This window comes from Streptomyces sp. Sge12, assembly GCF_002080455.1.
Classification (GTDB): Bacteria; Actinomycetota; Actinomycetes; order Streptomycetales; family Streptomycetaceae; genus Streptomyces.
The window spans coordinates 634,478-655,035 of the sequence record NZ_CP020555.1 but is presented as its reverse complement, the minus strand read 5'-3'; the positions used below and the strand labels follow the sequence as shown (position 1 = coordinate 655,035).

Here is a 20,558-nt window from a genome sequence, read left to right as displayed (position 1 = left end):
TCCCTGTCGGGGGACGGTGCGGCCCGCGCGGCTCAGGCGGGCCGCGCCAGTACCTGGGCGAGGCGGTCGGCGAACTGCGTGATCGCCTCGAGCAGCGGGCCGTCGCGCGCCACCCGGAAACCGTGCCGCCGGGCCCGGAACGCGGCCTGCACAGCGTGCAGTTGGGCCCAGCGCCGGACGCGTTCGCGATCCAGTTCCGCGGCCTCGGTGAAGACGTCCAGCATACGGTCGACCGCCCACCCGATCGGCGCCACCCTCCCCGCCACCGTGACCAGGACCGTTCCGTTCGGGGTGGTCGTACGGCTCGCACCGGGCGTCGAGGGCCTGGTCCACCGCAGCGAGCTGCGCGAGGGCACCCTTCGAGAGCGGGGACGAGGTACGGGCCACCCTGCTCGGCATGGACCTCCGGCGCCGCCGCATCAGCCTCGGCCTGGACGGCTGAGCGGCCCGCGCCCCGGGCCGCCGGGCGCCCGCGCCTCCCCCGGACCGGGTGACACGAGTGGTGATCACCACCGATCACCGGTTCAGTGGGGCCTGTGGGCCGATCATCACAGTCCGTGTCCGTACTGCCGCGTGAGCCCCGGTGACCTCCATGGCCCACCGGGCGCCCACCGGTGACCCCATGCTCACGGCCAGGTTCACGCCCCCCGCCGTACCCGAGCTGCTGGTCCACCGGCCCGAGCTGCTGGGGCGCCTGGCGGCCGGGGCGCGCGGACCGCTCACCCTCGTCAACGGACCGGCCGGATCGGGCAAGACGGTGCTCGCCGCCCACTGGGCCGCCGACCGCCGCGCACCGCGTCCCCCCATGTGGCTCACCGTCGAACCCGACGACGCCCCCGGGGCCTTCTGGGCGTACGTCCTGGAGGCCCTGCACCGCGGCGGGGTGACCCTGCCCCCCGAGGTGGGCATGCCCGCCCGGGCCGAGGGGGTCACCCGGTCGTTCCTGGTGCGCCTGGCGGACGGGCTGGCCGCGTCCCCGCAGCCCGCGGTCCTCGTCCTCGACCAGTTCGACACCGCCCGGCCGCCCGCGACGGCCGAGGCGCTGGACTTCGTACTCCGGCACGCGGCCGGGGGCCTGCGCATCGTGCTCACCAGCCGATCGGACCCCCTGCTGCCCCTGCACCGCTACCGGGCGGCGGGCGAGATCGTGGAGATCCGGCACGCCGACCTCAGATTCACCCACGAGGACGCCGAGGCGCTGCTGGGCGAGCACCGGCTCGACATCTCACAGCCCGGAATCCGACGGCTGATGGAGCGCACCGAGGGATGGGCGGCAGGGGTGCGCCTGTGCGCGCTGGCGATGCAGCGCAGCGCCGACCCGGAGGCGTTCCTCCGCCAGTTCGCGGCCGACCGCACGACGATCGCCGGGTATCTGCTGGCCGAGGTGCTCGACGCCCAGCCGCCGCCCACCCAGGACCTGCTGCTGCGGGTCTGCGTGACCGACCGGATCCACCCGGACCTCGCGGATGCGCTGACCGGCCGGGACGACGGGGCACGCACCCTGGCCGGGCTGGCCCGCGACAACGCGTTCCTGGAGCAGGTCGACGCCTCGGCCTGGTACCGGCTGCACCCGCTGTTCGCCGAGGTCCTGCGCGCGCACCTGCGCCAGCGCTGCCCCGGTCTCGAACCCCGGCTGCACGGGCGGGCGGCGCGCTGGCTCGCCGGGACCGGGCGGCTCACGGAGGCCGTGCTGCAGGGCGCGGCCGCCGGGGACTGGCCGTTCGCGGCCGCGCAGCTCGTCGACAACCTGGCCCTCGGCCGTCTCCTCACCGGCATGGAGGCCGACCGGCTGGGCCGGGCGTTCGACGGGATGCCGCCGGGGACGGCGGGGGCGGCGCCCGCACTGGTCGCGGCGGCCTGCCGGACGGCCGCACAGGACCCCGCGGGGTGCGAGGACGCGCTGCGGCGGGCCGACGCCGCCCTGACGGACTCCTCCGGCCCCGCGGCGCGGCTCGGCCGGGCCTTCCTCGGCGTTCTCGCCGGGCGCGCGGCCGGCGACCTTGCGGCCGCCGAACGGGCGGCCGTGGACGCCGACCGGCTGCTGGGGGAGCTGCCGCCGGCCCTGCTCGCCGCGCGCCCCGAACTCCGCGCGCTGCTGTCGGCACATCTGGGCGCCGCCGAGCTCGGCGCCGGACACCTGGAGCGGGCCGGGGCCACGCTGACGGCAGCCGTGGCCGCGTGCGGGCCGCAGGGGGCGCAGCACCCGGGAACGGAGCACCCCGGTACCGAGCACCCCGGTACCGAGCACCCCGGAACCGAGCACCCGCTGTGCGAGGCGCTCGGCTCGCTGGCCCTGGTCGAACTGCTACGGGGCCGGTTGCGGCGGGCTGCCGAGCACGCCCGCGCCTGCCTCGCCGTCGCCGAGCGGTCCGCCCTTCCGCCGGAGCGGCGGGCCGGCGTCGACCACCTCGTCCTCGCGGGTGTGGCCGTCGAGCAGGACGACCTGCCGGCCGCGCGCCACCACCTCGACCTGGCGGCCGCGGCGACGGGCGTGCGCCCGGACCCCGCGACCGCCGCCCGCGCCGCCGTCATCGGCGCCCGGATCGCGCTGGCGGAGGGCGACGCGGACGCGGCCCTCGCCGCACTGCACGCGGTGGCCGTCGCACGCCTGTCCGACCGGGTGGCGGCGGAGCTGGCCGTGGCCGAGTCGGCCGTGCACCTGGGGCGGGGCGACGCCGAGGCGGCCCTCAAGGTCCTGGACGCCGCGGCCGCGGACGGGCCCGAGCGCGCGGTGGCCCGGGCGCGCGCCCTGCTGGCGCTCGGCCGCGGGGCGTGCGCGGCGCAGGCACTGGAAGCCGTACCGGCGGCCGGGGACGACGGCGACGCGCCCGCGACGACGGTACGGGCCCACGCGAGCCTGCTCCGCGCGCAACTGGCCGAGGAGGACGGCGACGCCGAGGAGGCGCGGCGGCGGCTGGCCGAGGCGCTGGCGCTCGCCCGCCCCGAGGAGCTGCGCCGGATGTTCGTCGAGACCGGGCCCTGGATGCGCCGGGTCCTGGACCGGGACCCGGCATCGGCCCGCCTGCACGGCTGGCTGACCCCCGGCGCCCCGGTCCGAACGGCGCGCGCGGCGCGGGCCGACGGGCGGCCGCCGGTGGTGGAGCCGCTGAGTGCGCGCGAGGTCGAGGTGCTGCGCAAGGCCGCGGAGATGCTGTCCACCGAGGAGATGGCGGCCGAGCTGTTCGTCTCGGCCAACACGGTCAAGACCCACCTGAAGAGCATCTACCGCAAGCTCTGCGTCACCCGGCGCAGCGACGCCGTCCACCGGGCGCAGGACCTCGGGATGCTCTGAACCGCGCGCACGGGCGGAAGGCGGGTGGGAGCGTTCTTTCGCCCGTACCGGGCGATGCCGGGCGTCCGGCGGGGACCGACGATGGCGGGTGAAGGCAGCAAGCGGGCCGGGCCCCTTAGCAGCCCGGGCACCCGACGCCTTCGTTCCGAGAGGAGTGAGGGCCCTCATGCGCTACGAATTCCGCATCGCGGGGATCGTGCCGGACACGCTCGCCGCCGGCTTTCCCGAGCTCGACCGGATCCCCGTACCGGAGCAGACGCTCCTGTTCGGCAGCGTGACGGACGAGGCCCACCTGTACGGCCTCCTCACGCGCTTCCAGTCCCTGGGCCTGCGGGTACTGGAAATGCGCCGGCTGCCCGCATGAGGCCGCGACCCGGGTGCGGGCCGGGCCGTACGAAGACCACCCGCTCCGGGTGATCACAGGGACCGGGCCGCCGGACGACACTGCGATGCGGGCGCCGAAGCCTGTGACCGACGAGCCGGAGCAGGACGGTCCTGCGCTGTACCGCCAACTGTGAGGTGAATTCCATGGGCCAGCCGACACCGACCGGGGGAAACTGGAACACCGGCCCTGCGCCGGGCAACACCCCGAGGGTCTCGGGCGACGACAGCGGGAGCACGGGGAACGTGGGCACGATGTTCGCCGCGGTCCTCCTCCTGGTGGTCGGGTGCCTCGCGATCTTCCAGGGCATCGCGGCCATCGCCAAGGACGACGTCTACGCCCGGATCGGAAGCTACGTCTTCGAATTCGACCTGACGGCGTGGGGATGGATCCATCTCATCGTCGGAATCATCGTCGTCCTGACCGGAGTGGGCCTGTTCGCCGGATCGAACGTGGCGAGGGGCGCGGGTATCGCACTCGCCGCGATCAGCGTGATCCTCAACTTCATGTGGCTGCCGTACCAGCCCTGGTGGTCGATCATCATCATCGCGATCGACGTGTGGATCATCTGGGCGCTGTGCACGAGCTGGACGCCCTCCACCGCAGACTGACGCGGGGCAGCGGCCGCGGCACCCGACCCGGCAACGGGTCGGGTGCCGCGGCGCGTCCGATCACCGCCCGGTGCCGGTGCCGGGACCGGTGCCGAGACCGGGACCGCCGGCTCCGGGGCGGGACCTGAATGCTGGCGCTCCTCAACGCCTGCCGCTAGGCTGCGTGTTGCTCATTCGAGAGCCACAAGCACTGGCGACGTGTCCGATGGGGGACAGTGCTTCCATCTCGAGAGGCAATGAGCACGATGAGTCTCTGATCGTCGCAGAGCCTCAGCAGGCCATCCGCAAGCGGTGGTCGAGCTGAGGCTGCCCGCCGACTGGTCGATCACCTTCGTGAAGGGATCGACCGGTGAGGCTCACTTTTCCCGTTCAGGTGCTTCTCGCACTGCTGTCCTTCGTATCGTCGCTGCTGGTAGCGGTCGTGGCGGGAGTGCTTTCGCACGAGGCCGGGGCGCCGGCGGCCGGTGCGGTGCTGTACGGCGGCGGCGCGTTCATGGGCTGGATGACACTCTGCATCGCCGTACTGACGGCACTCGGCCTGCTCGGGCAGCACGGCCGCCCCCGTGAATGAGGGCCACCCGGAAAGATCCGAAAGAGACGGCCTAGTCCTGGATCAGGGCGTGCAGGTGCTGGTCGTGCCAGCCGTCGGCGTGCAGCAGGGCGCTGCGCATGGTGCCTTCGAGGGCGTACCCGGCCTTGTCGGCGACCCGGCAGGAGGCGGTGTTGGTCACCGCGTGGCACAACCGCAGGCGGTGCAGGCCGAGATCGTCGAGCGCCCACCGGGTGACCCGCTCGGTCGCCCCGAGGGCAACGCCCGCGCCGCGGGCCGCGGGCAGCAGCCAGTAGACGATCTCGGCGCTGCCTCCGGCCAGGTCGATGTCGCCCCAGCCGATCAGGCCCGCCGCCTCGCCGCCCGGCCGGGCGATGGCCCACATCGCGCTGAGCTCGGCCCGCCACCGGTGCTGCATGCGCTCGATCCGCTCGGCCGCTTCGGCCGCCGAGTTCACCACCAGGCGGTTCCACAGCCGGATCGCCGGGTCCTGGCTCGCGGCCAGCAGGGCGCCGGCGTCGCCGGGCTGCCAGGGGCGCAGCTCCCATCCGCCGGGCAGTGCGAGTACGGGCTGTTCCGCCCCGGCCATGCGGCCTGCGGGAACGACGGGCGGTATCGGCGCGGGAGTGATCATCTCGGCATCGTGCCACACCCCCGCTCACCCTGCGCCCCGACCCGGCCGCGCACCGGCACTATCCGTGGACCGGGAAGGACGCCTGGTGGGCGAGCCGGCCGTCGGCCCCGCCGCCGATCCGCGCGAGCAGATCGTCGAGCGCGAGGTACGCCTCCCAGCTTTTCGCGCCCGTGGCTTGCGCCAGGCGCGAGCTCAGCAGGTCCTCCAGCTCCGGGACGCGTTTGTTCTTCCAGACCTTGTCGGCCGTGCTCACCAGCAGCTCTTCGAGCGTCGTACCGGGAGCCGACCACGAGCCGTGGGTCCCGGCGAAGCGGGCCAGGTCCGGAACGAACCCGTGGGCCAGCAGCAACTCCCGGCCCGCCTCCTCGTGCAGGGACCCGGGCTCCGACAACTCGGCGGTGTGCACGGTCTTGCCGATGTCGTGGGTCGCCGCACCGAAGAGAACGGCCTCGCGGTCGACGACGATCTCCGGATGCCGGTGCTCCAGCCACTCGACCAGCTGCACCGCCACGTCATGAACGGACCGCAGGTGGGCGGCCAGTCGTGGCGGTGCGTCGAGGGATTCGAGGAGTTCCACCACCGGCGGCGGGAGCGGCCGCAGCGGTGGATCGGCCGGAGCGTGCAGGGCCCGGGACAGGGCGTTCGACGGGGTCACCGGTTCAGACTACCGAGGTGGGGTGACCAGGCCCCGGGGTCAGGACCAGCCCAGCTCCGTATAGCGGCGGCCGCCGCGAATGCCCTCGATCGCCGCCCTGGCGTACGGCACGATCGGCTGCGGCAATGCGTCCGCCGGCCACCAGGCCCAGCCGACGCACTTGTCCGGCTCGCGGACCTCCGCCGTTCCCTCCCATCGGTGTGCGCGGAAGACCAGTTGCATGCGCGGCCGGGAGCCCGGCGGGTCCACCACGTGCACGGTGTGCACGAGTTCGAGGTCCGCCGCCGCGATCCGCAGACCTGCCTCCTCCCGGGCTTCGCGGATCAGGCAGGCGATGGCGGACTCCCGCTCGCAGTGCCCGGCGAGGAAGTGGTGGTGCGACGCGCCGAAGGGCGAGTCGGGATGCCGGAGCCCGAGCAGGACCCGGCCCTCGCGTTCCAGGTAGAGGTGGACCCCGATGACATTGGGGCAGGCCCGGCTGCCGGCGACCGCGGCGGGCGCCGATGTCCCGGCCCGGTGCAGGTCGATGACCTCTTGCGTCCACGAACACATCGTCAGGTGCGCGGTCGTTGCCGCGTCGAACCAGCGCAGCATGATCCCTTCGCCGAGCGGGAGGCCGTCGGCGTCGCCGTCCCAGGCGCCGAGGTACACCTGGATCTGCCCCTTCTCCCTCCCGTCGGGACTGGTGCAGTCGACCACGGTGAACGGCTCCAGCGGCACCGTCAGGCCCGTCTCCTCCTTCAGCTCCCGCACGATCGCCTCGTGCGCGCTCTCGTTCCCCTCGCGGCCGCCGCCCGGGATGCTCCACGTCCCCGGGTCGCAGATCTCCGGCTTGTTCGCGTCGCGCAGGTGCAGCAGGTACTGGCCGCGCGGGTTGACCAGCAGTGCGGCGGTGCCCTTCGGTTCGGTGGAATCGGTGGAATCGGTGGAATTGATGGACATGGGCGGGCTCCCCCTCGTCGCGGCTTGCATACGGGCACATCACGGATATGCATGCCCAAAGAACGCGGTTCTCGCGACCTTGACGGCCGGGATACGGCTTCGTAGGGTCGGCGCGCCCCACACGGCCTGCCCCGCCCCGCGCTGCCGCCCGCTGCCCGCCGCCCGCCGCCGCAAGGAGGAGCCCCCGGATGTCCCTTCGCCGCCCGCGGATCCTGCTCGCGATGTCGCCGGAGCTGCGGCCCCGGCTGCTGGACGCCGCCACCGCCCGTCGACTGTGCGAAGTGGCTTCGCTCGACACGGAGTTGGTCCTCGACGATTTCGAGCGGCCGGGGGGAGCGGTGGTTACCGCCCTGGCGGAGGCTGAGGTTCTGCTCACCTGCTGGGGCGCGCCGGCCGTCGACGCCCGGGTGCTCGCCGCCGCGCCCCGGCTTCGGGCCGTCGTCCATGCCGCCGGATCCGTCAAGCAGCTGATCACCGCTGCCTGTTGGGAGCGCGGCATCGTCGTCTCCTCCGCCGCGGCGGCCAACTCCGCGCCCGTGGCCGAGTACACCGTGGCCATGGTCCTGCTCTCCAACAAGCGGGTGATGCAACTGCGCGAGGAGTACCGCGGCGTGCGCGGCCGCCCGCACGACTGGCACCTGCGCTACGCGCACGCGGGGAACTACCGCCGCACCGTCGGTGTCGTCGGCGCGTCCCGGATCGGCCGCCGGGTGATCGAGCTCCTGCGCCCGTACGATCTCGAACCCGTCCTTTACGACCCGTACGTGAGCGCGGAGGAGGCCGCGGGCCTCGGCGTCCGCGCCGTCGGGCTCGACGAGCTCTGCCGGGTGTCCGACGTCGTCAGCCTCCACGCGCCGGAGCTGCCCCGGACCCGGTCGATGATCGACCGCCGGCGGCTGGGGCTGATGCGCGACGGCGCCACGCTCATCAACACGGCCCGCGGCTCCCTCGTGGACACGGCCGCGCTCACGGACGAGGTGGCCTCCGGCCGGTTGCACGCCGTCATCGACGTCACGGAGCCGGAGGTGCTGCCCGCCGGATCCCCGCTGTACGACCTGCCGAACGTACTGCTCACCCCGCACATCGCGGGCTCCCTCGGCAACGAACTCCGCCGGCTGGCCGATTCCGCGATCCAGGAGATCGCCCGCTACGCCGCCGGCCTGCCCTTCGCGCACCCGGTGCACCGCGAGGACCTCGACCGGACCGCCTGAACGACGCAGTACCGGTCCCGGGGACGGACCGGTCGAACGGGCTGACGCGGATACGTCCATACGGAGCCCGCCGGGCCACCTCTTCGAGCGAACCGGGCGGCTCGACCCAGGCCGAGAGGCCGTCAGCTGCCGAAGAAAGGGCGACGGCCCCGCTCGGGGCCGTGCGGTGCTCCGGCATCGCTGTGCGGTTACAAGGAGAAGTCACGTGTCGCGTGTTCTGAAGAGTGCGGGTCTCGCTCTGGTGCTGGGCCTGGCGGTCATCGGAGGTGCGTCGTCGGCGTCGGCGGACGCCACCGCCGAGGGCATCGCGGCCGGCTCGCCCGGCGTGCTTTCGGGCAACCTGATCCAGATCCCGGTTCACGTCCCGATCAACCTGTGCGGCAACAGCATCAACGTGATCGGCGCGCTGAACCCGGCCGCCGGCAACACCTGCATCAACGCCTGAGTCTCGTGAACCGCGGCTCGTCCCGGCCGGAGGCTCGGCCGGGACGAGCCCGCACGCATCACCGTCCTCGGCGGGCAGCGTGCCGGGCGGCGAGTCGCCGGGTCGCGGCCTGTGCGCCCGATGCCATGAGCGCGGCTTCCGCGCCGAGCGCCGCCTCTCCCGCGCCGGTCAGGCGGTAGTACCGGCGGAGCCGGCCCCGATGGGCCTCCTCGCGGTCCGGCTCGATGACTCCCTCGGCCGCCAGCCGCTCCAGCACTCCGTAGAGCGTCCCGATGCGCAGCTGCACCTGCCCCTCGGACAGGGCCGCGGTCTCCTGGACGATGCCGTAGCCGTGCCGTGGGCCGCCGGCCAGAGCGGTCAGTACGTAGAAGGCCGTACGCGTCATCTCTCGCGGAGCCACGACTCCATCATATCTTGATATTCATCATATATCGGACACAATTCGGTAGGCTGGCCGACCGGTCAAGCTGCCTGCGCCTGCAGAGCCGGGTACCAGACGGCCTGTACCGACTTTCCGGTCCGGTGGGGCCGCACGGTCACGGACGAGGCCAGCTGCTGCACGATGCCCCAGCCGAACCCGCCCCCGTTTTCGGGGTCGCCGGGCCGCGGCGCCGGGAGCGTGCGACTGCTGTCGTGGACCTCCACAACGAGGCCCTCACGCCGGCAGGACATCCGCAGCAGCCAGGCGCCCTCCGTGTGGCGGACCGCATTGCCCAGCAGCTCGCTCACCACGAGCAGCACGTCGTTCACGTCGGCCCACGGACAGCTGGCCTGCAGGAAGCGCCGGGCGGCGCGGCGCGCCAGCGCGGTGTTCGTGCGGGAGGAGTCGAGGACGAGCATGGCAAGGGGCTCCTGCTCAGGAGGGAACGGTGGATGTCGGCCGACGGGCAGTACCACCACCTTCCCAGCCACCGGCCCGTCGGACCATCGGCATTTCGGCTGACCCCGACCCGCGTGCGAGGCTGATCCCCAAACCCGGGAGGAGACCACACAATGCACGCGCCGAGCCGGCCCGAAGACCTCGAACACCCCGAACTGCTGTGGGCCAGGGCGGTGACCATGGCCCTGGTGGACACCGCGTGTTCGACCAGTACCGAGTTCGCCCTCGACGACGACGGCCTGTGGTGCCACTCCACCGGCGCCGGCGGCTGGTGGCGCCTGACCGTACTGGACGCGGGACACGCGGTGTTCTGCGGGCAGGACCCCGACGGCAGCCACACCCACGTCGACGGCAAGCAGATCGACTTCCTCGCGGGCGGCCCCGACTGGCTGCCCTGGGAACTCCTGCGCGACGACGCCGCCGGCAACCTCTTCGGCTTCGTCTACTGGTGGGAGGGCGGCGCCTGGCACCGGATCCCCTACCCGGACGAGGTGCGGGAGGACGGACTGGACGGCGCCGCCGCCTGGGTCGGCGCGGACGAGGAGGAGTACCTCGGACTGACCGTGTCCTCGTTCGACGTTCCGGGCTCGGTGGAACGCAGCCTGACCGAAGCCGTCGCCCGGTTCGGGGCGCTCGCGCGGGAACGCAAGGCCGACGCGGCCGCCGTGGCGGCCCTGCTCGCGGCGGGCCACACCGAAGGCCGGCCGGCACCCCGGCTCGAAGCGGCCCTCGACTTCGCGGCGCGCGCCGGCATCCTCGCGTAGGTACGGCGCCGGGCTGCTGCCGTCGGGACCCGTTGCCCGGGGACGGCGGTACGAGCGCCGGCGCCGAGGGCCCACCGGACGCCCCCGGTGCCCGGCCGGGGGAGGGGCCGGGACACGGGGGGCCGGATGCCGTACGGATCCGGGCGGCAGCCCGTCGTGCGGGCGGGCCTGCCGCATGACGCCGGGGGGAACGACAGCCATGCGGCGGGGCCCGCTCCGGAAGCGCCACCGTGAGGTGCTCGCTTCCGTATTCACGCGTCTGACCCGGTTCCCGTCCCGTAAACGCCTTTTCCCGCACGGAGTTCGGAGAGTCTGAGAAGACGTCAGGCAGAACGCGCTGCGGGCGGTCGGCGGTCGGCGGTCGGCGGTCGGCGGTCGGCGGTAGGCGGTAGGCCGTCGACCGGCCGACGGCCTTCCATCGGGTCTACTGTGGCGAACATGGTCGAACACGATGTCCTCAGCGCCACCCGCGCGGCCTACGACGCCGCTGCCGCCACCTATGCGGAGCTGTTCCGCGACAGCCTGCGGGACAGCCCCCTGGACCGTGCCGTCCTGGGTGTCTTCGCCGAGGCCGTACGCACCGGTGGGGGCGGCCGGGTCGCGGACCTGGGGTGCGGGCCCGGCCATATCACCGCCCATCTGGACGGGCTGGGGCTGGCGGCGTACGGAGTCGACGTCTCTCCCACGATGATCGAGCTGGCTCGACAGGCCTATCCGGGCCTGCAGTTCGACGTGGGCTCCATGGCCGCGTTGAACATCGACGACGGCGGGCTCGGCGGCGTGCTGTCACGCTGGTCCATCATCCACACTCCACCGGAGGAACTCCCCGCCGTCCTCGCCGAGTTCCATCGTGTGCTGGCGCCCGGCGGCCACCTTCTGATCGGCTTCTCGGCGAGCGAGGGCCCCACTCGCCCGACGCAGGTCTACGATCACGCGGTCGCACCCGCCTATCGATGGGCGCCCGACCACCTCGCCGCGATGCTGCGCGCATGCGGGTTGGCCGAGGTGGCCCGGACGATTCGCGCGCCGCAGCCCACCGACCGACGGCAGTTCCAGGAAGTCCAGCTGCTCGCACGCAAAACCCCGGGACAGCCCACCTGAGCCCCCGCCGCGTCCTACTTCTCCTCCGGCTCCCAGGCGCGGAGCAGGTCGAGCAGCCCTGCGTCCCCGTCGACGTGCAACGAGTCGGCCCGGATACGGTCGTACAAGTAGAGGACCAACTCACTGGCCGTGCCGTGGACGGAGGCGCCGGCCGCGTCCGAGGCCTCGCCGGTCGCGGCAGTGGGCGCGGGGATGCGGGTGGAGCGTGCGCCGTCGCCGTCGACCGTGAGACGCCAGGAGCGGCCCTCGGAGGCGTGGAAGTCGAAGGCCGTGGGCTTGTGCGGCCAGGCACTCGGCGTTCCGCAGACGGTGAACAGGAACTCCTCCACACCGTCGAGTGCCAGCTCGACCGGCAGCGGCTGCGGGGCGCCCCCGGTGAGCCGGACGTCGTACGTGTGCACCGCGGTCTCCTGGGCCCGGTGCCGGGCGACAGCGCCGGAGGTCTGCGGTGACTGCGACGCAGGCCACCACGTCCAGCAACCGCCCTCCGAGCCTGCCTCGCGCAGGGCGCTCAGCAGAAGCTGCGTGGACGCGGCCAGCCAGGCCAGCAGGGCCTCACGCTCCCGCGGCACTTCCAGAGCGGCGCGCGCAGCGGCGGCCTCGGCCGGGGGAGCGTCGGCAGGCCCCGCGCCGACGATGGCGGCCCAGAAACGGTCTCCCCCACCCAGGTGCTTCACCAGATCGAACAGCGTCCACTCGGGGCAGGTCGGTACCTGTGCGTCGAGACTGGGCGCGGCGGCGACCGCGGCGCGGAAGGCGATCGACCGTTCATCGATCAGTCGCAGCAGGTCGGGGAACTCAAGATTCTTTTCCACGCCGGATGTCTATCACCATCTTCCGATCATCGGACAGTGATTTTGGCGGTGGGTCGGCCGTCGTGCCCGTGGCCGCTCCGGCTTCGCCGCGCGGCCGGCACCTCGGCGACGCGACGTCCACCCGGTACGCGCGGCCGTGCTGACGCTCTGTGTGATCGACCGCAGGCAAATGCCCCACCGCTCGCCCGAAGCACGGGCATTGGCGCATGCGGCCCGGGGACCCGGGTAGGCGAGGCGCACGTTCACCGAGCGAAGAAGGTGCCATGAGCCCCGATCGACGACCCGACCTGCCGGCCCCCGTCCCGGAGAGCGAGGACCCGGTCACCCCCGACCTGCCCCCGATCGGCGACGGCGCGCCCGATCTGCCCGGGAGCGGCGGCCCGGACGACGCGGACTCCGAAAGCCCCCGCCGGGCGCAGGACGCACCGGAGTCCGCGGATCCGGACGACGACGCCGCCGAGGGCTCGTCCGAGCCCCCGGACTGAGCGGGGCCGTACCGCCGTGAGGTGGGGGTGGCAGGCGGGTTCACCCGGCAGGACGGCCGCGGTTGTCAGCCGACCCGGCCTTCGAGGCCCTTGATCTCCTTGGGGTCGCGGATCATGAGGGGGAGGGTGCCGTCGTCGACGAGGGAGGTGGCGCGATCGATGATCGACTGGTTCGAGGTGTGGAGGTGGAAGCCGAATTTGCCCCACGCGAAGACGCCCGCCGAGTGGACGTGGACCTGGTAGGGAACGGGTGCGAGGCCGCGTCGCAGGAGTTCGCAGTTGAGGGCCTCCTGACCCTCGTTCGCCGCGAACTGGCTCGTGCGGACCCAGCCGATCGGCCGGTCGTTGGGGCCGGGCTGCGGGGCGGCGGCGGTGCTCAGGGAGTCCAGCTGGTCCCGGATCGAGGGGAAGTGGCGGAGCGTCACCGCTTCCGGCAGGGCCGTGTCGAGGCGGGTGGTGAGCTTGTCGAAGTGGTCGGCCCCGAAGAGGAACACGATCGACCGGCCCTTCTGCCCGGCGGGCAGCCGGTTCAGGTGCTCGACGAGCTGCGCAATCACCGTGTCGTCGCGCTTGGTGTCGCCGGAGGCCAGGCCTGCGGTGGATTCCACCACCATGTTGGGCGCGGGCGGGATGGGGCTGATGTCCCGTTCGAGGACGAGCGTGACCTTGGGGTGCGAGGACAGCCGCCGGACGATCTCGTCGCGCCGGTCACTGTCGTACCGCGTGTTGTGGTGGGTCTCCGTCACGAACACCACGAGCCGCTCACCGGCGGGTGCACCGTGCAGGGCGAGCGCGCTCACGTCCTCGATGTCCACCTGGATGATCCAGTTGGTGGGGTGGTCGATCCTCTGCTGGATGGGCATGCCCCTGGGCTCCTGTTCCTCGGATCCGGTGCGTTGCACATGACGCGCCGGGGCCGAGCGGCGCCGCCCCCGTACCCGCCGCCCTCACTGTGCTCCGGCCGGGCCCGTCGTACAAGTGCGGCCGGGGCGGCGGCAGTTGCGCGGAGGGGGCGTGCGGGAACCAAACGATCGGTCGGCAGGGCGAGACGCGCCGCCCTCATGCCCCCGCGCGATCGGACTGGCTCCGCAGGACACAGAACTCGTTGCCCTCGGGGTCGGCGAGGACCGCCCAGCCGGCGCCGCCGGGTTCCCGCCGATCGGCGACCAGGGTGGCTCCGAGACGCAGCAGCCGTTCGACCTCCTCCTCGCGCGAGGTCGTCGGACGCAGGCACAAGTGGATCCGGTTCTTCACGGTCTTCGGCTCCGGCACTTGGTTGAAGTACAGCAGCGGGCCCTCGGGAAGCATCACCTGGGTCTCCCGGTCGCCCGGGCGGGACTCCGGATGAAGCGGGCAACCGGTCGCTTCGCTCCAGAAGCGGGCCAGCCCATAGGCATCCGAACAGTCGATCGCTACGTTCTGCACCACCGAAACCATGCGGCCCAGCCTGCCCCAGCCCCCGCTCGTTGCACCACCGGAAATTCCCTCCGGCCCCCTCCGGCCCCCACCGGCGCGCCCGGCGTGCCGGTGGGGGCCGGGGTGCGGCTACTTGAGCGCCGAGAACGCCCTGGTGAAGGCCAAGGGCTGCTGGAGGATCGAACTGCACGTCGCGTCGGCGTGGTTGACGGCGCCCGCCGCGCACTGCTTGTCGCGCGTGGAGGACCACATGGCCAGTCGGCCGATCCCCTTCGACGCCGCGAACTCCACGAGCTGCGTCGCGTCCGCCACCGTGAAGATCTCGCTCGTGACATCGTTCACACCGATCATCGGTGTGACGGCCACGGCCTTCCACGCCGCCGCGTCGGAGAGCCCGAGCACGCCCTTGATCTGCGCCTGCGTGGCCGTCGCCGCCTGGACGGCGTACTGGCCCATGTCCCCGCTGTACGCCGGGCCGTAGTCCATCGCCATGATGTTGACGGCGTCGACCCGTACGCCGTTCTTCTTGGCGTCGGCCAGCAGCGCCACGCCCGGCTGGGTGAGGCCCTCGGGCATCACGGGCAGGGTGAAGGCGACGTCCAGGCCCGGGTGGGACTTCTGGAGCCGGGCGATGGCCTGTGCGCGGCGGGCGTTGGCCGCGGTGTCCGGCAGGGCGGCGCCCTCGATGTCGAAGTCGACCTTCGTGAGCCGGTACTGGTCGACGACCTTGCCGTACGCGGCGGCGAGCTCGTCCACGGTGGCGCAGTTCAGGGCCAGTTCGTGTCCGGCGGCCCCGCCGAACGACACCCGCACGTCGCCGCCCTTGGCGCGCAGCGCACCGATCTGGGCGGCGACCTTGTCGCTCGCGAGGTCGGTCACGCCGCCCCACAGCGGTGCGCAGCTGCCGCCGGAGGTGATGAAGGCGAGGTGGAACTCCTTCACGCCGGTCTTCGTCGCGGTGTCGAGCAGGTCGTACGCGGGGTACAGCGAGGTGTCCACGTACGGGGCGAAGCGCGCGCCTCCGCCCCCGGGAGCGGGGGTGGGGACCGTGGCCGTGGGGGAGGGCGACGTGGTGCCGGTGGGCGCGGCCGACGTCACGGGCGCGGTCGGCGCCGGGCTCGCGGTGACGGTGGGCCGGGCGGTGGGGCGCCCACTGGGCTGAGCGGTGGCGCCCTGGTCGACCGAGCACTTCACCCCGTCGATCAGGCACCCGGTCGGGTCGCCGAGCGTACCGGTGCCACTTGCGACGAAGCCGACGGTGACGGAAGCCCCGGCGGCCAGCTGCGCGTTCCAGGCGGCGGGCTTGACGGTGACGCGACGCCCGGAAACCGTGTGGGTGCCGTTCCAGAGAGAGTCGATCTTCGTGCCGGCCGGCAGGTCGAACTGGAGGGTCCAGTCCGACCGGGCCTGCCCCGTGCTGTTGGTGATGACGTACTGGCCGGTGTAACCGCCGCTCCACGAGCTGGACTTCGTGTACACGGCGCCGACGGAGGTCGCCTGGGCGGTTCCGGTGAGGGCGAAGGCCGCTCCACCGATCACCGCCGCGGCCACGATCGCGCCCGTGACCTTCGCCGTACGACTCGTCCTGCGCCGGTGCCCGACTGTGCTGCCCATCGCGTGCCTGCCTCTGTGTTACTGGGGAGTTGGGGATCCGGCAGCACGGTATCCGCACCGAAACGGACATTCGTTCGTTTCGGTGCGCCCCCAATGAGTCTTAGGTTCCGCTTAAGGCAGGGGTAAGCAGGGGCTGAGGAAGCGGCGTTGCGGACCCCCGGCTCTCAGCCGTGCGCGGCGTCGATGACGCAGAAGCGGTTGCCCTCGGGGTCGGCCAGCACCACGAAGTCGGGGTCCTGCGGATACGAGTCCCAGTCGACGTGGCGCGCACCGAGCGCCACCAGCCGCGCCACCTCGGCCTCCTGCTCGGCCGCGTCCGCCGCGTACAGGTCGAGGTGAACGCGCGGACGCTCCTGTACGGGCGTGACGCTGCGGCCGAGCGCCAGACCCGGGCCGGCCCCGTCCGCCGGGACCAGGACGGTCCAGTCCTCGTCCACCTCCCCGTCCCGCGGTACGTACCCGAGCGCCCGGCTCCAGAAGTCCGCGGCCCGCCGTACGTCCTCGGCACCCATGACGATCGTTCCTATGGTCAGCATGATCCGATTCTGGCAAACCCCCGGCCCCGGCCGCGGCTACGGACGCACGGGTCGCTCGATCGCCACCATCGCCGCGTCGTCGTCCAGGGTGTTGCCGGCCGCGTGCGCGAGCAGGTCCGCGCACACCCGGTCCAGCAGCGCCTGCGGAGGCAGGCCCGACCACGCGCTCACCCGCTCCGCCAGCGGGTAGAAGGCGCCCGCCCCGTCGCGCGCCTCCAGGACACCGTCCGTGTACAGCAGCAGGAGGTCACCCTCGGCGAACGCGAAGGTCTGCGCGGTGACGGCCGAGGTCACGAGCCCGGCGAGGCCCAGCGGCGGCGACGGCCGGGACACCTCCAGCCGGACGGCGCCGCCGGACCGCCGCACGAGCAGCGGCGGGGGATGGCCGCAGCTGACGAGGTGCACGACCGGCTCGGTGTCGGGGATCTCCAGCACGGCCGCGGTCACGAAGCTTTCGCCCTGGTCCCCGGCGCCGTCCAGGTCCGTGGTGACCGCCGCCTCCAGGTAGTTCACCAGACCCGGCAGCCCGGCCTCCTGGTGCGCGGAGGCCCGGAAGGCGCCGAGTACGAGCGCCGCGTCCCCGACCGCCTCCAGCCCCTTGCCCCGGACGTCACCGATGATCAGCCGGGTGCCCCTGCCCGCGCCCCCGCCCGTACTCCTGCCCGGCCCCGTGCGTGCGGCGGCGTACAGGTCGCCGCCGATCTGGGCCTCGGCCGCGGCGGCCAGGTACACGGAGGCGACGCGCAGCGGTCCGATCCGGTCGGGCAGCGGCCGCAGGACCACCTCCTGGGCGGTCTCCGCCACCGAGCGCAGCTGGATCACTTTCTTCTCGTGCACCTCGCGCAGGTGGGCGAAGAAGGTCACGAACACCGAGATCATCACGAGCGCGATGATCTGGAAGGTGTGGTTCAGGTCGGTCAGGCTGGTGCGCGCCATCGCGACCACCACCTGCGCCAGTACGGCGACCAGCCCGACGAAGCCCGTCATCCACGGCCCCGCGAACGAAGCGGTCACGGCCGGAGCGGCGACGAGGAACGGCCCGAGGTGCACGTCGGGAGGAGCGAGCACGTCGACCAGGGTCACGACGGCGATCAGCGCGAACGGGACCGCCAGCTGTGCGTGGCTCACCTTCGAGGACCGGCGGTGAGGTGGGTGCGACGGCCGGAGTTCCATCCCTCCTGCATACACCGCGCGGCGATCCGGAGCCCGAAGCCAGGCCGTCGGCACCCTGCCGTTGTCGGCCCGGGCGCCCGTTACGGACGGCGGCGGGGCTTGCCGCCCTTGGCGCCCTTGGGGGCGCCGGAACCACCGCGGGCGTTCTTGCCCGCCGGCTTTCCGGACGTCGACCTGCCGGATCCCGCTCTGCCGGATCCCGCCTTGCCGCCCGCTCCCGCACCCGTTTCGGGGCGCTTGCGCTTCGCCTTCGGCTGCGGCGGGGTCGGTGCGCGGCCCCGCGTGCTGTTCACGGTCCGGCCGCGAACGATCCCGATGAACTCCTCCACCAGGTCGGTGGTCTCCTCCTGCGGCCACGACAGCGCGACCCGCGAGGCGGGCGCGTCCGCGACGGGCCGGTACGTCAGGTCCTTGCGGTGGTGCAGACGGGCGAGCGACTGCGGGACGACCAGCACGCCCACCCCGGCGGCCACCAGCTCGATCGCGTCCGCCGTCGTCGCGGGACGCTCGATCGCCGGCTTGCCCGGCAGCTGCTCCCACTCCAGGGTGTCGTCGAGGGGATGGAACACGATCTCGTCGGCGAGATCCTCGAGGGACACCTCTTCCGCCGCGGCCACGAGGTGGTCCTTGGGGACCACCACCACCGTGGTCTCGGTGTAGAGGGGGATCGCGCTGAGGTCCGTACGGTCCACCGGCAGCCGCACGAATCCGGCGTCGGCACCGCCCGCCCGCAGTACGCCGAACGCCTCGGTCGGGGACACCGCGACCAGGGTCAGCGGGACGTCGGGCAGCCGCTCGTTCCAGATACGCACCCACTTGCTGGGTGTCACCCCGGGGACATAAGCGAGCCGGAACGAATGGGGTACTTCCGAGCCTGTCACCCCGCAAGGTTACCGGTCGTGGTCGGAGGTAGCGCACACGCTCGATACTCTTGACACCATGACGTCGCACCAGAACACCCAGACGATGAAGCCCGCGACCGCGGCGAAGAAGCTGGGCGTGTACCTCGAGGCCACCCCCGCAGAGTTCCAGGAGGGTGTCGTCTCGCGCAGCGAATTGAGTGCGCTCCAGGCCGATCCGCCCCAGTGGCTGAAGGATCTGCGCGCCAACGGTCCGCACCCCCGACCGGTGGTGGCGGCCAAGCTCGGCGTGTCCATCGCGGGCCTCGCCCGCGGCGGGGTCACCGAGCCCCTCACCACGGAGCAGATCGAAGCGCTCAAGCAGGAGGCCCCCGAGTGGCTGACGCGTGAGCGCACCACCCAGGCCGAGGTCCGCAAGGAGACCGTCCGCATCAAGGAGAAGAACGCGGAGCGGGCCGAGAAGGCCCGTGGACAGCAGGCCTGACCTGCGGCTTCCACCTCCCGCCAGGCCCGGTTTCCCGATGGGGAGCCGGGCCTGACGCCGTTCCCGCGCCGGTGCGCCGTGCGGGCTGCGCCAATGCCCCGCGCCCGATGCCCCGTGCGCCCGATGGCTCGCGCCCGATGCACGCTGCGACCGATGGCCCGTGCGACCGGTGGCCCGCCGGGTCAGTCGGCGTTCCCGCCGTCCGTCCGGAGCAGCCGCACCGCCCGGTCGAGCCGGGCCCGCCTGGCCTGCGGCGTGAGCGCCTGGAGCAACGGCAGGATCACCTGGTAGCGCCCGGTCCGATCGAGCGCCTCGAACGCCTCCCGGGCCTCCGGGTGCGCATCGAAGGCCGCCGCGAGATCGGGCGGCACCGCCGCGGTCCGCTGCGATTCGTAGGCGTGTGTCCACCGCCCGTCCGCCTGCGCCCTGCGCACCTCGGCGAGCCCGGGCTCGCGCATGCGCCCCGCGGCCGTCAGCTCCGCGACCTTGTCCACGTTCACCTGTGACCACAGGCTCTTGGGCCGGCGCGGCACGTACTTCTGCAGGTAGTACCGCTCGTCCAGGGCGCGCCGCTGTCCGGAGATCCACCCGTAGCACAGCCCGATGTCGACCAGCTCGTCATCGGTGACCGACGCGATGCCCGACTTCTTCTTGGCCAGCTTGATCCACACGCCCTCGTGGCGCGTGTGGTGCTCGGCCAGCCAGCTCTCGAACGCCTCGGCGTCCGCGAAGCCGATGATCTCCACCCCGCCCAGTTCCTCCATACGCGCACGCTACCGCCCGCCGGCCGGGGCGTACTCGGCCGACACGGCCCGGGAAGGGGCCCGGAGTTCACCCGGCGCCCCTCCAACGTGGGCCATCGGCAGCCGAGTTCGAGGGCGCCACCGTCCCGTGTTCGGGACCGTACGCCCGCCCCCGCGGCGGAAGGCGCGGGGGCGGGCGGTTCCGCGGGTGTGCGGGCCGGGGGTGTCGGCACCCATCACCTTCGAGGGTGACTGCCACGTCCACGGGCGCTGCCGAACCGATTCCTCAGGCGGTCACGGTCTCCGGGCGGCTCTCGTCCCGGCGCCCGGGGGAGGCGGCGGAGCGCGAGGAGAACAGCCCGTCCACGGCAAGGGCGCCGGGGCCGGTGAAGACCAGCAGGAGGAAGGCCCAGCAGAACATCGCCGAGGCCTCGCCACCGTTCTGGAGCGGCCACAGGGCTCCGGGCTGGTGCACGGTGAAGTACGCGTACGCCATGGAACCGGAGGCGACGAAGGCGGCCGCCCGCGTGCCGAGGCCCAGCAGGATCAGGGCGCCGGCGACGAGCTGGATGGCGGCGGCGTACCAGCCGGGCCAGGTGCCGGCCGCGACGGTGCCACCGCCGTGCGCACCGCCGAGGACACCGAAGAGGGACGCGGCTCCGTGCGAGGCGAACAGCAGTCCGGTGACGATCCGGAACAGGCCGACGGCGTAGGGCTGGGCATGGTCGAGACGTGCGTTCATGGGGGGAGGCTCCTTCGGTTGGGGACGGGTCCCGAAGTCGTGCCGAGGCCCTCAGCGAGGGCGAGCCATAGGTTAGGTAGCCCTAATCGGACTGACAAGTGCGACTTCAGGCCACCCGCCCGCCCGCTCACCCACTCGCCCGCCCAGCCCCCACCCGTCGAGGGGGCCGTGCCGAGGGCGCGCGCGGAGCCCGGCCGTGCAGTTCGCGCGCCGGTCGGCCCAG

Annotated in this window: 25 protein-coding genes and 1 pseudogene; 11 read left to right on the top strand and 15 right to left on the bottom strand. The window is 73.0% G+C overall.

All coding sequences use genetic code 11. The features are described from left to right. Positions 1-32: 32 nt before the first annotated feature. Positions 33-245: pseudogene (locus B6R96_RS36595) on the bottom strand (aminoglycoside phosphotransferase family protein); the annotation flags it as partial. On the opposite strand from B6R96_RS36595, the gene B6R96_RS38940 reads away from it, so the two are divergent. The 5 genes from B6R96_RS38940 (at position 208) to B6R96_RS03085 (ending at position 4,856) form a co-directional block, all read left to right on the top strand. Continuing rightward, positions 208-618 carry a S1 RNA-binding domain-containing protein gene (locus tag B6R96_RS38940; protein WP_107475452.1) on the top strand — a complete coding sequence of 137 codons (411 nt, stop codon included), beginning with the start codon at positions 208-210 and terminating at the stop codon, positions 616-618. The pseudogene B6R96_RS36595 and the gene B6R96_RS38940 overlap by 38 nt on opposite strands. A gap of 4 nt (positions 619-622) precedes the next feature. After that, positions 623-3,292, top strand: coding sequence for a LuxR C-terminal-related transcriptional regulator (locus B6R96_RS03100; protein WP_237291296.1), 2,670 nt, complete (start codon positions 623-625; stop codon positions 3,290-3,292). Positions 3,293-3,458: 166 nt separating this feature from the next. Continuing rightward, on the top strand, positions 3,459-3,656 hold the full coding sequence (locus B6R96_RS03095; protein ID WP_030389301.1) for a hypothetical protein: 198 nt from the start codon (positions 3,459-3,461) through the stop codon (positions 3,654-3,656). Between the two features lie 164 nt (positions 3,657-3,820). Continuing rightward, positions 3,821-4,285 (top strand): DUF7144 family membrane protein, encoded by a 465-nt coding sequence (locus B6R96_RS03090; protein WP_081521464.1) that lies wholly within the window; start codon positions 3,821-3,823, stop codon positions 4,283-4,285. A gap of 349 nt (positions 4,286-4,634) precedes the next feature. Continuing rightward, the gene (locus B6R96_RS03085) at positions 4,635-4,856 is read left to right on the top strand and encodes a hypothetical protein (RefSeq protein ID WP_030389299.1); all 222 of its coding nucleotides are present in this window, start codon (positions 4,635-4,637) and stop codon (positions 4,854-4,856) included. A gap of 31 nt (positions 4,857-4,887) precedes the next feature. Here the strand turns inward: B6R96_RS03085 and B6R96_RS03080 are convergent, their stop codons facing one another. Genes B6R96_RS03080 through B6R96_RS03070 form a run of 3 tightly spaced genes read right to left on the bottom strand, consistent with a single transcriptional unit; the run spans position 4,888 to position 7,066 of the window. Continuing rightward, positions 4,888-5,469, bottom strand: a complete 582-nt coding sequence (locus B6R96_RS03080) for a GNAT family N-acetyltransferase (protein WP_081524947.1) — start codon at positions 5,467-5,469, stop codon at positions 4,888-4,890. A 58-nt stretch (positions 5,470-5,527) separates the two neighbouring features. Continuing rightward, complete coding sequence (locus B6R96_RS03075) at positions 5,528-6,124, bottom strand: HD domain-containing protein (protein ID WP_237291295.1); 597 nt, start codon at positions 6,122-6,124, stop codon at positions 5,528-5,530. 39 nt (positions 6,125-6,163) lie between these two features. Continuing rightward, positions 6,164-7,066: an NUDIX hydrolase gene (locus B6R96_RS03070; RefSeq protein ID WP_081521463.1), complete on the bottom strand. Its 903-nt coding sequence runs from the start codon at positions 7,064-7,066 to the stop codon at positions 6,164-6,166. A 188-nt stretch (positions 7,067-7,254) separates the two neighbouring features. Here B6R96_RS03070 and B6R96_RS03065 point away from each other — a divergent pair, with 188 nt between their 5' ends. Next, complete coding sequence (locus B6R96_RS03065) at positions 7,255-8,277, top strand: hydroxyacid dehydrogenase (protein WP_237291294.1); 1,023 nt, start codon at positions 7,255-7,257, stop codon at positions 8,275-8,277. 205 nt (positions 8,278-8,482) lie between these two features. Continuing rightward, positions 8,483-8,722 carry a chaplin gene (locus tag B6R96_RS03060; RefSeq protein ID WP_053704367.1) on the top strand — a complete coding sequence of 80 codons (240 nt, stop codon included), beginning with the start codon at positions 8,483-8,485 and terminating at the stop codon, positions 8,720-8,722. A gap of 58 nt (positions 8,723-8,780) precedes the next feature. Here B6R96_RS03060 and B6R96_RS03055 read toward each other — a convergent pair whose 3' ends face one another. Further along, positions 8,781-9,107: a PadR family transcriptional regulator gene (locus B6R96_RS03055; RefSeq protein ID WP_081521462.1), complete on the bottom strand. Its 327-nt coding sequence runs from the start codon at positions 9,105-9,107 to the stop codon at positions 8,781-8,783. Positions 9,108-9,184: 77 nt separating this feature from the next. Continuing rightward, a complete protein-coding gene (locus B6R96_RS03050) occupies positions 9,185-9,562 on the bottom strand; it encodes an ATP-binding protein (protein WP_081521461.1) in 378 nt (125 codons plus the stop codon). A gap of 153 nt (positions 9,563-9,715) precedes the next feature. Here B6R96_RS03050 and B6R96_RS03045 point away from each other — a divergent pair, with 153 nt between their 5' ends. Both B6R96_RS03045 and B6R96_RS03040 read left to right on the top strand, forming a co-directional pair. Then, positions 9,716-10,366: a hypothetical protein gene (locus tag B6R96_RS03045; protein WP_079407197.1), complete on the top strand. Its 651-nt coding sequence runs from the start codon at positions 9,716-9,718 to the stop codon at positions 10,364-10,366. Positions 10,367-10,804: 438 nt separating this feature from the next. Further along, the gene (locus tag B6R96_RS03040) at positions 10,805-11,467 is read left to right on the top strand and encodes a class I SAM-dependent methyltransferase (protein ID WP_081521460.1); all 663 of its coding nucleotides are present in this window, start codon (positions 10,805-10,807) and stop codon (positions 11,465-11,467) included. A gap of 14 nt (positions 11,468-11,481) precedes the next feature. On the opposite strand, the gene B6R96_RS03035 is transcribed toward B6R96_RS03040, so the two are convergent. Beyond that, positions 11,482-12,282 (bottom strand): maleylpyruvate isomerase family mycothiol-dependent enzyme, encoded by an 801-nt coding sequence (locus B6R96_RS03035; protein ID WP_081521459.1) that lies wholly within the window; start codon positions 12,280-12,282, stop codon positions 11,482-11,484. 263 nt (positions 12,283-12,545) lie between these two features. Here B6R96_RS03035 and B6R96_RS03030 point away from each other — a divergent pair, with 263 nt between their 5' ends. Continuing rightward, positions 12,546-12,767, top strand: a complete 222-nt coding sequence (locus B6R96_RS03030) for a hypothetical protein (RefSeq protein ID WP_081521458.1) — start codon at positions 12,546-12,548, stop codon at positions 12,765-12,767. 65 nt (positions 12,768-12,832) lie between these two features. On the opposite strand, the gene B6R96_RS03025 is transcribed toward B6R96_RS03030, so the two are convergent. The 6 genes from B6R96_RS03025 to B6R96_RS03000 form a co-directional block, all read right to left on the bottom strand. After that, positions 12,833-13,630: a hypothetical protein gene (locus B6R96_RS03025; RefSeq protein ID WP_053704361.1), complete on the bottom strand. Its 798-nt coding sequence runs from the start codon at positions 13,628-13,630 to the stop codon at positions 12,833-12,835. A 196-nt stretch (positions 13,631-13,826) separates the two neighbouring features. Further along, a complete protein-coding gene (locus B6R96_RS37160; RefSeq protein WP_081521457.1) occupies positions 13,827-14,204 on the bottom strand; it encodes a VOC family protein in 378 nt (125 codons plus the stop codon). 108 nt (positions 14,205-14,312) lie between these two features. Further along, positions 14,313-15,797: a cellulose binding domain-containing protein gene (locus B6R96_RS03015; RefSeq protein ID WP_081521456.1), complete on the bottom strand. Its 1,485-nt coding sequence runs from the start codon at positions 15,795-15,797 to the stop codon at positions 14,313-14,315. A 164-nt stretch (positions 15,798-15,961) separates the two neighbouring features. Then, on the bottom strand, positions 15,962-16,333 hold the full coding sequence (locus tag B6R96_RS03010; protein ID WP_081521455.1) for a VOC family protein: 372 nt from the start codon (positions 16,331-16,333) through the stop codon (positions 15,962-15,964). Positions 16,334-16,369: 36 nt separating this feature from the next. Further along, entirely contained in the window at positions 16,370-17,506 is a 1,137-nt protein-coding gene (locus tag B6R96_RS03005; RefSeq protein ID WP_081521454.1) for a PP2C family protein-serine/threonine phosphatase, read from the bottom strand. An 80-nt stretch (positions 17,507-17,586) separates the two neighbouring features. Then, positions 17,587-18,387, bottom strand: coding sequence for a LysR substrate-binding domain-containing protein (locus B6R96_RS03000; protein WP_081521453.1), 801 nt, complete (start codon positions 18,385-18,387; stop codon positions 17,587-17,589). Positions 18,388-18,445: 58 nt separating this feature from the next. Between B6R96_RS03000 and B6R96_RS02995 the strand changes: the two genes are divergently transcribed. Continuing rightward, positions 18,446-18,850: a DUF5997 family protein gene (locus B6R96_RS02995; protein WP_030389282.1), complete on the top strand. Its 405-nt coding sequence runs from the start codon at positions 18,446-18,448 to the stop codon at positions 18,848-18,850. Between the two features lie 182 nt (positions 18,851-19,032). Here the strand turns inward: B6R96_RS02995 and B6R96_RS02990 are convergent, their stop codons facing one another. Further along, positions 19,033-19,614 carry a YdeI/OmpD-associated family protein gene (locus B6R96_RS02990; RefSeq protein ID WP_081521452.1) on the bottom strand — a complete coding sequence of 194 codons (582 nt, stop codon included), beginning with the start codon at positions 19,612-19,614 and terminating at the stop codon, positions 19,033-19,035. A gap of 265 nt (positions 19,615-19,879) precedes the next feature. Beyond that, positions 19,880-20,335 carry a DoxX family protein gene (locus B6R96_RS02985; protein WP_053172437.1) on the bottom strand — a complete coding sequence of 152 codons (456 nt, stop codon included), beginning with the start codon at positions 20,333-20,335 and terminating at the stop codon, positions 19,880-19,882. Positions 20,336-20,558 lie beyond the last annotated feature (223 nt).